At 39.3% G+C, this 13,026-nt stretch carries 11 protein-coding genes; 10 read left to right on the top strand and 1 reads right to left on the bottom strand.

Annotated features, from left to right (window positions below):
- Positions 1-4 precede the first annotated feature (4 nt).
- Complete coding sequence (locus IGI79_RS10900; RefSeq protein WP_195273270.1) at positions 5-841, top strand: PHP domain-containing protein; 837 nt, start codon at positions 5-7, stop codon at positions 839-841.
- Positions 842-1,144: 303 nt separating this feature from the next.
- Here the strand turns inward: IGI79_RS10900 and IGI79_RS10895 are convergent, their stop codons facing one another.
- Positions 1,145-1,834 carry an N-acetylmannosamine-6-phosphate 2-epimerase gene (locus tag IGI79_RS10895; protein ID WP_019722477.1) on the bottom strand — a complete coding sequence of 230 codons (690 nt, stop codon included), beginning with the start codon at positions 1,832-1,834 and terminating at the stop codon, positions 1,145-1,147.
- 239 nt (positions 1,835-2,073) lie between these two features.
- Here IGI79_RS10895 and IGI79_RS10890 point away from each other — a divergent pair, with 239 nt between their 5' ends.
- The 9 genes from IGI79_RS10890 (at position 2,074) to IGI79_RS10850 (ending at position 13,017) form a co-directional block, all read left to right on the top strand.
- Positions 2,074-3,267: an MFS transporter gene (locus tag IGI79_RS10890; RefSeq protein WP_019722476.1), complete on the top strand. Its 1,194-nt coding sequence runs from the start codon at positions 2,074-2,076 to the stop codon at positions 3,265-3,267.
- 301 nt (positions 3,268-3,568) lie between these two features.
- Positions 3,569-3,901 carry a nucleotide pyrophosphohydrolase gene (locus tag IGI79_RS10885; protein WP_010734693.1) on the top strand — a complete coding sequence of 111 codons (333 nt, stop codon included), beginning with the start codon at positions 3,569-3,571 and terminating at the stop codon, positions 3,899-3,901.
- Between the two features lie 28 nt (positions 3,902-3,929).
- A complete protein-coding gene (locus IGI79_RS10880; protein ID WP_104775896.1) occupies positions 3,930-4,643 on the top strand; it encodes a class A sortase in 714 nt (237 codons plus the stop codon).
- Positions 4,644-5,000: 357 nt separating this feature from the next.
- Complete coding sequence (gene licT / locus IGI79_RS10875) at positions 5,001-5,849, top strand: BglG family transcription antiterminator LicT (RefSeq protein WP_438845955.1); 849 nt, start codon at positions 5,001-5,003, stop codon at positions 5,847-5,849.
- A gap of 118 nt (positions 5,850-5,967) precedes the next feature.
- Positions 5,968-7,839: a beta-glucoside-specific PTS transporter subunit IIABC gene (locus tag IGI79_RS10870; protein WP_062804803.1), complete on the top strand. Its 1,872-nt coding sequence runs from the start codon at positions 5,968-5,970 to the stop codon at positions 7,837-7,839.
- Between the two features lie 16 nt (positions 7,840-7,855).
- Positions 7,856-9,301 carry a glycoside hydrolase family 1 protein gene (locus tag IGI79_RS10865; RefSeq protein WP_104775898.1) on the top strand — a complete coding sequence of 482 codons (1,446 nt, stop codon included), beginning with the start codon at positions 7,856-7,858 and terminating at the stop codon, positions 9,299-9,301.
- 289 nt (positions 9,302-9,590) lie between these two features.
- Positions 9,591-10,292, top strand: coding sequence for a GntR family transcriptional regulator (locus tag IGI79_RS10860; RefSeq protein ID WP_010734698.1), 702 nt, complete (start codon positions 9,591-9,593; stop codon positions 10,290-10,292).
- Between the two features lie 277 nt (positions 10,293-10,569).
- Complete coding sequence (locus tag IGI79_RS10855) at positions 10,570-11,904, top strand: PTS sugar transporter subunit IIC (RefSeq protein ID WP_438764679.1); 1,335 nt, start codon at positions 10,570-10,572, stop codon at positions 11,902-11,904.
- A 24-nt stretch (positions 11,905-11,928) separates the two neighbouring features.
- Positions 11,929-13,017 (top strand): DUF871 domain-containing protein, encoded by a 1,089-nt coding sequence (locus tag IGI79_RS10850; protein ID WP_438845954.1) that lies wholly within the window; start codon positions 11,929-11,931, stop codon positions 13,015-13,017.
- The last annotated feature ends 9 nt before the right edge of the window (positions 13,018-13,026 follow it).

Genomic DNA, 13,026 nt, shown 5'->3' with positions numbered 1-13,026 from the left:
TCGAGTGAAAGCAGATTTGCATGTCCATAGTTACTTTTCAGATGGTAGCAGTTCACCAGAAGAACTACTCAAATTAGCATTGAAGCATCACATGAATATCCTGTCCGTCGTAGATCAAGATACCTCGGCGGGATTAGCTCACATAAGACAGGTCTTCGCTCCTTCCCCAATCAATTTTATTGAAGGCATCGAAGTGACCGCTTATGATTTCAAACGCCGGCAACAGGTACATATCTTGGGGTATAATTTACTGAATTATCAGTATATCGAACAGTTATGTGAACCGTTGCGTGCGGCGCGAACAAGAAATACCTTACGTCAGTTGAGACGTATCCAAACTGAAGGATTTCGTATCAAAGAAGAGCAAGTAAGACAGTTTGCGAAACAGGCGACCGCTCTCTACAAACAACACATCATGTCTGCGTTGATCAAAGCAGGCTACGATACATCGATTGATGGACATCTTTACCGTAAATTATTCAAATATAATGATTTTGGTCAAGAAGAGGCAGAGATGATCGATGTCTACGAAGTGATCCAAGCAATCAAGCTCGGCGGTGGGATGTCTGTCGTTGCCCACCCGGGAAAGCTCGACAGTTTCGAGTTGATCCCTGAACTGGCTTCGTTTGGTATTGATGGTATCGAAAAATATCATCCAGAACATAGTTTGAAAGATCAGCGAAAAGTACAGGAATTAGTTGATCGTTTCAATATCCACTGTTTTGGAGGATCTGATTTTAAAGGAAAGAACGGACCAGATTATTTTGGTGAGTGTGCCATGGCTAATGTTCGTGAATTTCCTGACGAGTTATTACTCGATGCACATATGAAAGCCAACTAAATTTTTTCTTTTTTTATCCTATATTTTATTTAGCCCCCCGGCTGAAAAAACGGTCTTTCCATTTGTGCGATCATCCTTGCACGTGTTGAAAGACCGTTTTTTGTGTAGGTAAAAAGTATCTAGTACGCCATTATTGTCTAGAATGGAATAAACGGAGTTCAAGAAGGGGCACTTTAATAATAAGAGGGTACTTCTATTCCCGCCGTTTATTCGGTTATAGGTGGGGGAGGTGAACGAATGTCCCATTCCCTGATCAGTGTGAACCGTTACTTCAAGATAGTGGTTTTTTGTTTTCAAGTGTTGTCAATCTAACGCAGCAACAAATCGTTGCGTGATCTCTTGTGGGCGGGTAATGGCGCCGCCAACCACGATACCAGCTACACCTAACGCTTGGATTTCCTTGGCTTGCTGTGGTGTGTGGATCTTTCCTTCTGCAATCACGCACACATCTGCTTCAAGAAGTCGCTTGATCAACTGCACATCAGGCCCTTCTGTCTCTTCACTTTCTTCGGTATAACCGCTTAATGTCGTCCCAACAAAATCGATCCCGGCTTTATAAGCATTGATTCCTTCTTCAAATGTCGCAATATCTGCCATGAATAATTGATGAGGATATTTCGTTTTGATTTGTTCAATGAATGCGTTGATCGATAAGCCATCATGTCGTTTACGCAGGGTACAATCAAGTGCAATCACTTCTACGCCAGTGGCGACTAATTCATCCACTTCTTTCATCGTTGCAGTAATAAACGGTTTCTCAGGTGGATAATCTCGTTTGATGATACCAATCATCGGTAAATCAACTTTTTCTTTGATCTCTAAAATATCTCTGACTGAATTTGCCCGAATACCAACTGCGCCAGCTTTCTTTGCAGCTAGTGCAAAATAAGGCATTAAGCCACCTTCTTCTGAATAAAAAACTTCGCCAGGTAATGCTTGGCAAGAAACAATCAATCCATGACTGATTTGTTCTAAAAATTCTTGTTTGTCCATTTGTCAAAACTCCAATCTGAAACCAATAGTAAGCCATTTCTACCAAGAAATATAGCATCCGCTTTCATGAGTGTAAAGAGAAAGGGCTTTATTCACCGCATCTTCCATTGGAAAAATCATTCGTTTACAAAAGAAGTGTCAAACTTTTTTCGCATATACTGAAAAAGTTCTTGATTTTTTCTTGGATTTTGGATATGATTTTAACAATTTAGGGTTATTTAAAGAAAAGGGGAAGAAAAATGACGAAGTATCAACGAAAGGTATTATTATCAACATCGGCGGGTATTGCTTTAGAAAATATGGATATTATGTTTTTAGCTTTTTCATTATCTTCAATGATTGCAACTTTTAATATTAGTGGAACGCAAGCAGGATTGATTGCAACGATCACTAATTTAGGGATGCTCGTTGGAGGTATTTTTTTTGGATTGATGGCGGATAAATATGGGAGAGTCAAAGTATTTTCGCAAACCGTCATTTTGTTCTCGATTGCTTCTTTACTCATGTATTTTGCATCGAATATCTATCTTGTCTATCTGTTTCGTTTTATCGCAGGAATCGGTGCTGGCGGGGAATACGGTGCATGCATGTCTTTGATTTCTGAAAGCTTCTCAAAGAAACAAATTGGTCGTGCTTCTTCTGTCGCTGCAATCGGCGCACAAGTTGGTGCAGCTTTAGCCGCCATCTTAGCAGCAGTGATCATTCCTTTGTTTGGCTGGAAAATGCTTTATGTCATCGGTGTCTTGCCGGTCTTGATGGTTTTGTTTATTCGAAGAGGGCTAAAAGAACCAGAGGCATTTGAAGAAACAAAAGAAACTGGGAAAAAGACAAAGCTTAGTCATTTGTTCCAAACGAAACACATGGCATGGCAAACGACAGGTCTTAGTCTGATGGTTACTGTACAGATTGCTGGTTATTTCGGCTTGATGAATTGGTTGCCTTCAATCATGCAAGCACAATTAGGTCTATCAGTTTCGGGTTCCTCTTTATGGATGATCAGCACGATTTTGGGGATGTCATTAGGGATGATGACGTTTGGGATCATCATGGATAAAGTTGGTCCAACCCTCGCATTTGGCTTGTTTCTGATTTGTTCCTCTTTGTCTGTCTTTTTACTCGTACTTGCACACAGTCAATGGAGTTTAGTTGCAGCAGCAGTAGTCGTAGGTTACTTCATCAACGGAATGTATGGTGGTTATGGAGCGATCATCAGTAGTTTGTATCCAACAGAGATCCGTGCCACGGCGAATAACTTTATCATGAACCTAGGACGAGCAGTAGGCGGTTTTTCATCGATCGTGATTGGCTTTCTAATGGACCATTATAGTTTGACGGCTGTTATTCTATTTCTGAGTGGAATTTATTTAATCAGTTTACTCGTGTTGATGACTTTATCAGGAGTAAGAGATCTGAAAACAAGTTTACAACAATAGTAAATGGATCAAAGCGATATTCTAACATATGATTAAATCGAGGCTGTGACAGAAGCGTTTGTTCTAAGTAGGAGAAGACGAATGTCACAGCCCCAGTTTTACATAAAGCACCGACCAACCAATCCAAACGGCGAACTTGGCGTGGATAAGACGTAAATGATCCTTTTCCTTGATTTAAAACCGGCGATAAGATATTTCTTTTTTTTGAAAAATAGAACAGATTATTAAAATAAGTCTAAACTATTTTTTCGTTAAACATGGTATGATTAATGTAACTTGATTTAAAATTAGGAGAAGATCAATGGAAAAAAGCATGGAAAAAATCAATCAATTTAGAGATGATCGCAATTGGCGGCAATTTCATAATGAAAAAGATTTAGCAATTTCGATTTCTTTAGAAGCCTCAGAATTATTAGAGTTATTCCAATGGAAGCAACCAGAAGAAGTCACCACCACTCAGCTTGAACGAATCAAAGAAGAACTAGCAGATGTGTTGATATACTCTTATATGATGGCCGACAATCTAAATTTAGATATCGATACGATCATTGAAGAAAAATTAGAAAAAAACAATCAGAAATACCCAGTAGAAAAAAGTAAAAACAACAAAGAAAAATATACAGAATTATCATAGGAAGATAAGCGTGGAAGGTGGAAGATACATGAAAAAAAAAGGAAGAGTCAAAAAGTGGCTGGTCAATTTCCTATTGTTTCTACTATTATTAGTAGGATTAGCCTTGATTTTTAATGAACAGATCAAAGATTTTTTTGTTAAAAATACAGGAGATGCGTACGCTATTTCTAATGTGACTCGTGATGATATTGTCAAAAATAATCAAAAAGAGGCAAACTTTGACTTTGATTCAGTTGAATCAATGAGTTCAGAAGCGGTGTTAAGAGCCCAATTGAATCGACCAGATCTACCAGTCATTGGAAGTATCGCCGTCCCATCCGTCTCGATCAATTTGCCGATTTTTAGAGGGTTAGATAATGCAAACTTGTTATACGGTGCCGGAACATTAGACCCTGATCAACAAATGGGGAAAGGCAACTACGCCTTAGCAAGTCACCGTGCCAACAACCCAGAATTACTTTTTACCCCGTTAGAAAATCTAAACTTAGGGGATAAAATCTATATCGTCGATTTGGAAAACGTCTACACGTACAAAGCGACATTCAAAGAAAAAGTCGACCCTTCAGCAACAGAATTATTGAACATCGAAGAAGGAAAAGAATTGATTACTTTGATCACTTGTGGTGATATGGATGCCATTACACGCCTAGTCGTCCAAGGAGAACTCGAAAGTATCACACCAATGAAAGAAGCCACCCAAGAAATGAAAAACGCCTTTGACATGCCAACGAGAACGTTTTAGAAGAGGTTGTGAAAAAGCCGTCCTGATATGAGTAGTATGATAGAACAAAACTTTTCATATTCTGATCAGCAACATTACAATAGAGAAAAAAGGATAGAAATGACTCGTTCATTTTTATCCTTTTTTCGGTATTCTAATCGCATGTATATTGGATTCAGTGTTATAAGATGCTAAAAGTTATTCTCTTTTTCAAAAAATAAATACTATGAAAAGGGTTGCATAACAAACGTAATAGTGGTATAGTAAACATAGTTAATCGATGGATTGTTACTGTTCGGCAGGCAAAACCAGAATTCAGCTAGTACTTACGGGCGGATTCTAGGTTTTTTTTATTTTTTAGTTGGGAGGGCGATGTAGATGGTCATAGAAAAAGTCTTGAATAATAATGTCGTCATTTCAAAAAATGAATTAGGCGAAGAAATCATCTGCATGGGAAAAGGTCTTGCTTTTCAAAAAAAACCAGGCGATACGATCTCTGAAGAATCGATCCAAAAAGAATTTGTGCTAAAAGATTCTTTTACTACGCATCAGTTCCAACAATTGATGGCAGATGTCCCATTAGAAGAGGTCGAACTGGTCAAGCAGATCGTGGATCTCGCCGAAGAACAACTAAAAATACAATTATCGCCAAACATCTATTTGACACTGACCGATCATATCCATTATGCGATCAGTCGAGCAAAGGAAAACATCGAATTACCGAATCCTTTATTATTTGAAACAAAAAAGTTTTATCCTAAAGAATATCGAGCAGCCAAACAAGCCCTTCAACTTGTTGAAGAAAAGCTCGGTGTGACTTTACCAATGGATGAAGCAGGCTTCATAGCCTTTCATTTCGTCAATAGTGAACAAGGAAATGGCGACATGCAAGTAACCATGACGGCAACGAAAATGGTGCGAGATATCCTAAGTATCATCAGTAAATTTTTCGGCATCGCCTTTGACGAAGATTCCTTGAATTATCAACGGATCATCACACATTTACAATTTTTCACACAACGATACTTAAAAGATGAAGCTTCGGATGAGAAAGATGAATTTCTTTATGCGCTTGTCCAAGGAAAATATCCAAAAGCGTTTCGCTGTGTGGAACGGATCAATGAATACCTGATACAAACACAACAAAAAGAGATGGGGTCAGGAGAGCAAATCTACCTGACGATCCACATCCAACGTGTAGTAACTGAAAAACAAACCCAATCATAAGGATTGTTACTGGATCAAGCAGGCAAAACCTAGATTGAAAATATGGACACGTCTCATCACGTGACCGTTTTTTCAATCTAGGTTTTTTATTTTTATCAAAAAGAAAGAAGGAAAGAATATGGATAATCAAGCAGTAGGACGGAGAGTCTGGGAAGCCGTAGGTGGAGAAAAAAATGTCAATAGTTTAGTACATTGTGCGACAAGATTACGTTTCAAATTGAAAGATGAATCGATTGCCGACACTCAGAAATTAAAAAATGATCCAGATGTCATCCAAGTCGTTCAAAGTGGTGGGCAATATCAAGTCGTGATCGGAAGTAACGTGTCTGATGTCTATCAAGCAATTGTGGATGAACAAGGCTTGGGCGAAGGGGCAAGTTCAGAAAGTGAGGATACAAGTAAAAATCCTTTGAATCGCTTGATCGATATTATTTCAAGTATTTTCACCCCGTTCTTAGGTGCTATGGCAGCTGCTGGGATATTGAAAGGTTTCTTATCACTGGCGACAGTTCTCGGTTGGTTGGCAGCAGATAGTGGCACTTACCAAATCTTGTTTGCAGCAGCAGATGGAGTCTTTACTTTCCTACCAGTGATGTTGGCCTTTACAGCCGCAAAGAAATTCAAGACCAATCAATTTTTGTCCGTAGCAATCGCGATGGCATTAGTTTATCCAACAATCACGCAATTAGCAGGATCAGGTGTTGCAGTTGATTTCTTTGGTCTTCCAGTGATCTTGTCTCAATCAGGCTATACTTCTTCTGTTATTCCAATCATCTTAGCGGTTTGGGTACAAAGTAAGTTTGAGCCACTTGTGAAGAAAGTTATTCCACAATTTTTACAAATGATTTTTGTGCCAATGATCGTCTTGTTAGTCATGGTGCCTTTGACTTTCTTAGTATTAGGGCCAATTGGAACCGTTATCGGTAATGCCTTAGGTGGGTTGTTCAATTCAATTTATAGCTTTAGTCCATTAGTTGCTGGGGTCATCATGGGTAGCATGTGGCAAGTATTGGTAATGTTTGGGATGCACTGGGGCTTTGTGCCAATCATCTTCTTGAATATCGAACAATATGGCTTTGATGTTTTGATGCCAATGCTTTTACCAGCAATTTTGGCACAAGGTGGTGCGGCATTAGGTGTGGCTTTACGTACGAAAGATTCAAAATTACGCTCATTAGGGATCTCTTCAATGATCACTTCGTTCTTTGGAATCACTGAACCGACTGTTTACGGTGTGACTTTACCTTTGAAAAAACCATTTATCGTTGCCTGTATTTCCGGTGGGATCGGTGGAGGAATCATCGGGTTTGCTGGCGTAAAAGCATTCTCTAGTGGTTTGATCAGTTTACTGACCATCCCAACATTTATTAGTACCGATCCAGCGCTTGAATCAAGTGTAACTATGGCGATCATCGGTACAGCAGTTGCTTTTGTTCTTGGGTTTGTCGGTACTTACTTGATCGGTTTTGATGAAGAAGTGCAAGATGAAAAATTAGAAGCAACAGAAACCACAACAGGGGATACGATCAGCACAGCACGTCACAATTTGAAAAGTCCATTGACTGGAAAAGTCTTACCACTGACAGAAGTACCAGATAAAGTCTTCTCTTCTGGGGCAATGGGAAAAGGGATTGCGATTGATCCTGAGAAGGGGGAATTAGTTGCTCCGGCAGATGGCGAAATCACGACGATTTTCCCAACAGGTCATGCAGTTGGTTTGACAACCACAGATGGTGTAGAGATTTTGATGCATATCGGGATGGATACTGTCGAATTAAATGGTGAAGGATTTGCAACATTTGTCAAACAAGGAGACAAAGTAAAAGCAGGGGACTTGCTTGTCCGCTTTGATATTGAGAAAATAAAAGCAGCAGGCTATAGCGTGATCACCCCTGTGGTCGTAACGAATACCGATCACTTTGCAGATGTGTTAGAACTTGATCAACAAGAAATTATTGCTAATGAAGATTTTCTGGCAATTGTAAAATAAAAGGAGGAAAACAAACATGACAGCACGATTCAAAAAAGACTTTTTATGGGGTGGCGCAACAGCCGCCAATCAATTAGAAGGTGCTTTCGACCGCGATGGGAAAGGCTTATCTGTCGCCGATGCAATGCCTGGTGGTAAACAACGTTTTGCAATCATCGGGAGTGAAGAATTTGATTGGACGATCGATGAGGAGAAATACCTTTATCCCAATCATCGTGGAATCGAACATTACGATCACTTCAAAGAAGATATTGCTTTATTTGCAGAAATGGGCTTTAAAAGTTATCGTTTCTCCATTGCTTGGACACGAATTTTCCCTCAAGGAGATGAGCAAACACCGAATGAAGCTGGTTTAGCTTTCTATGATGAATTGATCGATACGTGCTTGAGCTATGATATCGAGCCAGTCATTACGATTTCTCATTATGAAATGCCATTACACTTAGCAAAAGAATATGGTGGGTGGAAAAACCGTCAGTTGATTGAGTTTTATGAACGTTTTGCTCGTACAGTGTTAGAACGTTACAGCAGCAAAGTGAAATATTGGATGACATTCAATGAAATCAATTCAGCTTTCCATTTCCCAGCATTGAGTCAAGGATTGGTCAAAAGCAATGGCGCAAGTGACTACCAAAATATTTTCCAAGCATGGCATAATCAGTTTGTCGCTAGCAGTAAAGCGGTGAAGATCGCACATGAGTTGCGTTCGGATATCCAAGTAGGCTGTATGATAATTTATGCAACGACCTATAGTATTGATGCAAATCCGATCAATCAAGTGGCTACATTGATCCAAAATCAAGAGTTCAACTTCTTCTGTACAGATGTGCAAGTTCGTGGCGAATATCCAGCCTATACAGCACGTACGTATAAGAAATATGGAGTTGACGCCGCAAAACTAGAACAAACAGAAGAAGATTTCCAATTATTAAAAGAGTATCCAGTGGATTATATCGGGTTTAGTTACTATATGTCATCAGCTATCGATGAAACCAATCCAGATGCCGATACATCGAATGGAAACCTACTAGGCGGCGTGAAGAATCCATTCCTTGAAGCAAGTGAGTGGGGCTGGCAAATCGACCCAGAAGGATTGCGCGTGGCGTTGAATGAATTATATAACCGCTATGAAAAACCACTGTTTATTGTTGAAAATGGCTTGGGTGCGATCGATAAAGTGGAAGAAGATGGCTCAATCAATGATGATTATCGTATCGATTACTTGCGTCGTCATATCGAAGCAATGGCTGAGGCAGTTGCTGATGGGGTCGATTTGATGGGCTACACACCATGGGGCTGTATCGATTTAGTTAGTGCATCTACAGGGGAAATGAGTAAACGCTATGGATTTATTTATGTCGACCTTGATGATGAAGGAAATGGGACGTTAGCACGTACCAAGAAAAAATCTTTTGACTGGTACAAGGCAGTCATTAAAACGAACGGTGAAGAATTAGGATAAATAACGACTGGGCCATTTTTATAGAAAGGCCTTTCACCACAAAAGTCCTTACAAATTTAATGATTGTTTGAAATTTCTGATAAAATTCTCCTTGTTTTTATAATCGGCAATTATGTTATTAAAACAAGGATATAACAAAGGTACGAAAAAAGTAGGGTAATAAGCTTAGACGTTTTGTTATGTCTAAGCTTATTATTTGTACATAGGTAGACCAATTATCAATATTTCTATTCTTTTTTTTGTTTATTTATGTTATTCTTTTACTAACATAAAGGTGAAAGGTGAAGCTATGAAAAGAACGCGTGTATTATATTTAGAAGTAGCAGACAAGATCAAAGAGGATATTTTTTCAGGAAAGTATCCGGTGGGGAGTATGTTACCAACTGAAAATGAGTTAGAAGAATTGTTCCAAGTGAGTAAAATCACTGTGCGAAAAGCCATCGAGTTATTAGCTACAGATGAATATGTCGAAAAGAAAAGTGGTCGGGGAACGACAGTATTAAGCAATCGTCCTTACAATCGTTTATCTAAAGCCGAAAGTTTTACTCAGATCTTAAAAGATTCCCAATATGAGGTTCGCAAAGAAACGATTGGTTTAGAAAAAATCAGTATCAAAAAAGATCATCCATTATATTCGATGTTTGGTTCAGCTGCGGTATGCTTCAAGCGTTTGTACTATTTAAATGACCAACCATATATCTATTTTGTTCACTATTTACCAAAAGACATGAATAAAATGAAACAAAAAGAATTTGATAAAGAATCTTTGTACCGATTGCTCACACAGAATAATCACATTATCGACTCTTTTTCAGATGACTTTTCTGCCACGTTTTTAACAGATGAAGAAAAAGCACTATTAAAGACGACTTCAGAAATCGGAATCAAGCGTGTACGTCGATCAACGACGGAAGATCGAGAAGTGGTCGAGTATTCAGAGGCAATTTATCATACGGATCTACATCCTTATCATATCAACTACGAAACATAGACAATCGCAATGAGGTCGGGGCAGAAGTGTGTAGCCTCGAGAAATAAGGCGTCATCCATGAAAATTGTTCTTCAAATTTTTGTGGATGGCGCCTTATTTCTCGAAGAGGTTACTTCTGTTCCCGCCGTTTGTCGGTTTCAGGAGGTGGGAGAGGCTGGTTGTCTCAGTCTCTTTTTGTCAGAATAATCATATATTATAATGAAAATGTTTACATTATATCATTAATATGTTATCTTTTATTTAAACATTATAATGTTTAGATAAGGGGGAGTAACAAATGGATAAATTTGTAGGGTTGATCGAACAAAAAATCATGCCTGTTGCGAATCGGATTGGTACACAGCGTCACATGACAGCGATTCGAAAAGGAATCATTGCGACAATGCCATTAACGATCGTTGGTTCATTTTTTACGATATTATTGAACATCCCGATTGCGTCGGTCGCAGCAGTCATTGAACCATATCGGGCAATTTTAGATATCCCATTTCGATATACAGTGGGGATCTTAGCTTTATATGCCACATTTGGGATTGCCTCTTCATTAGCAAAGAGCTATCGTTTAGATTCATTAACTGCTGGTATTTTAGCTTTGATGTCCTTTCTGATCGTAGCTGCGCCACCAACTCAAGTGTTGGAAGATCTTGAAGGGATAACCGCTGGACGCTATATCAATATTGCAAATCTTGGTTCAGGTTCTTTATTTGGGGCAATCGTAACAGCGATTTTGACTGTAGAGATCTATCGTTTCTTTATTGAAAAGAAAATCACGATAAAAATGCCAGATGGTGTACCACCAGAAGTGACGAATTCATTTGTTGCATTGATCCCAGGAGCAGTGATCTTGATTTTCTTTTGGGTCATCCGTCATTTGCTTGGCTTTGACTTGAATGGTTTCTTGAGTCAATTGTTGATGCCACTTAAAGGCGTGTTAGCAGGGAATAGTTTATTTGGTGGACTACTTACAGTTTTCTTGATTTGTTTCTTCTGGGTATTAGGGATTCATGGACCAGCTATCATGGGACCGGTGATTCGTCCGTTTTGGGATATCTCGATTGCTGAAAATATCGACGCATTCAATGCAGGAACCAATGCACATGATATGCCAAATATCTTTACAGAACAATTTTTACAATGGTTTGTCTGGATCGGTGGGGCAGGTACGACCCTTGCATTAGTCGTACTGTTCATGTTTTCCAAATCCAAGTATCTGAAAAGCTTAGGACGTCTATCGATCCTTCCCGGTTTATTCAATATCAATGAACCAATGATTTTTGGGGCACCGATCGTCATGAACCCAGTATTAGGCATCCCATTTATTGTCGCACCCTTAGTAACGACAACGATTTCTTATGTCCTTACGGTAAGTGGTTTAGTGCCAATGATGGTCGCACGGTTGCCTTTCGCGATACCAGCGCCATTTGCGGCTTGGATGAGTACCAATTGGAGTGTCGCTGCGGGTGTCTTAGTCGTGTTCAACTTCTTTATCACTTTGGCGATCTATTATCCATTCTTCAAAGTATTTGAGAAACAACAGCTGGCACAGGAAAAAGAAGCAGAACAAGCAGAACAAGCCTCTGTCCAGATCACCGATGGTATCACGAACGAGTAAATAGAAAAGAAAGCAGGCGTTAATATGAAACGTTCACTAGGAATCTCTCTTTATCCTGATCACAGCAATCCGCAAGAAGATCGTGCCTATCTCGAAATGGCACATAAATATGGATTTACTCGAATTTTTATGAGCATGTTAGAAGTGACTGAGGAAACAGAACAAGTCAAACAGAAATTTCAACAATTGATCGAATATGCTGCATCACTTGGGTTTGAAACGATTTTAGATGTCGCACCATCGATTTTCGAACAGTTGAATATTTCTTATGATGACATGAGTTTTTTTCATGAACTAGGTGCAGAGGGGATTCGTTTAGATTTAGGCTTTGATGGCAGAAAAGAAGCGCTACTGACTTACAATCCTTACCAGTTAGCAATTGAATTGAATATGAGTAATGATGTGGCTTATTTAGAAAATATTTTGAGCCATCAAGCGAATACCCCGTTTTTATACGGGTGTCATAATTTTTATCCTCAAGCAGGAACTGGACTTCCTTATGAATTTTTTGAAACATGCAGTCGCCGGTTTAAACGTCAAGGCATCCGTACTGCCGCTTTTATTACCTCTCAAACGGGAACAATCGGCCCTTGGGATGTAAACGATGGCTTACCAACATTGGAAATGCATCGCCAGTTAGGTGTCGTTCCAGCGGCTAAACATTTATTTGCGACTAATCTTATCGATGATGTCATTATCGGCAATGCGTATGCTTCAGAAGAAGAGTTGCAAGCGTTAGGTGCAGTTGATCGATACCAAACTGTTTTTGCTATTGAGTTTCTTCCTCAGACCCATGAAGTCGAACGAGGAATCGTTTTGAACGAACAACACGTTCGCAGAGGAGATATCACGTCGCAAGTGATCCGTTCAACAGAAGTGAGAAAAACGTATCAAGCAGATGCTAATCCTCCTCATGACAATGAAGAAACGTTTCAAGTGGGTGATGTCGTCATTGGAAATGATTCCTTTGGGAAATACAAGAATGAGTTACAGATCGTCTTAACGCCACATCACGATCCAAGAAAAAATAAAGTAGGTGCCATTGTGGCGGATGAACAACTGCTACTATCCTTCGTCCACCCTTGGTCAAAATTCAAATTTAAAGAAAAGTAGGCGTTTGTC

The organism is Enterococcus sp. AZ084 (genome assembly GCF_051714905.1).
Taxonomy (GTDB): Bacteria; Bacillota; Bacilli; order Lactobacillales; family Enterococcaceae; genus Enterococcus_B; species Enterococcus_B pernyi.
The sequence above is the reverse complement of the archived record's forward strand: the minus strand, read 5'-3'. Positions and strand labels throughout refer to the sequence as shown.

Bases quoted from the DNA above. Each gene is read 5' to 3' on its own strand.
- IGI79_RS10880 (WP_104775896.1), top strand. From the start codon at position 3,930: ATGAAAAAAAAAGGAAGAGTCAAAAAGTGGCTGGTCAATTTCCTATTG.
- licT (WP_438845955.1), top strand. From the start codon at position 5,001: ATGGTCATAGAAAAAGTCTTGAATAATAATGTCGTCATTTCAAAAAAT.
- IGI79_RS10860 (WP_010734698.1), top strand. From the start codon at position 9,591: ATGAAAAGAACGCGTGTATTATATTTAGAAGTAGCAGACAAGATCAAA.
- IGI79_RS10855 (WP_438764679.1), top strand. From the start codon at position 10,570: ATGGATAAATTTGTAGGGTTGATCGAACAAAAAATCATGCCTGTTGCG.
- IGI79_RS10890 (WP_019722476.1), top strand. From the start codon at position 2,074: ATGACGAAGTATCAACGAAAGGTATTATTATCAACATCGGCGGGTATT.
- IGI79_RS10870 (WP_062804803.1), top strand. From the start codon at position 5,968: ATGGATAATCAAGCAGTAGGACGGAGAGTCTGGGAAGCCGTAGGTGGA.
- IGI79_RS10850 (WP_438845954.1), top strand. From the start codon at position 11,929: ATGAAACGTTCACTAGGAATCTCTCTTTATCCTGATCACAGCAATCCG.
- IGI79_RS10885 (WP_010734693.1), top strand. From the start codon at position 3,569: ATGGAAAAAAGCATGGAAAAAATCAATCAATTTAGAGATGATCGCAAT.
- IGI79_RS10865 (WP_104775898.1), top strand. From the start codon at position 7,856: ATGACAGCACGATTCAAAAAAGACTTTTTATGGGGTGGCGCAACAGCC.
- IGI79_RS10895 (WP_019722477.1), bottom strand. From the start codon at position 1,834: ATGGACAAACAAGAATTTTTAGAACAAATCAGTCATGGATTGATTGTT.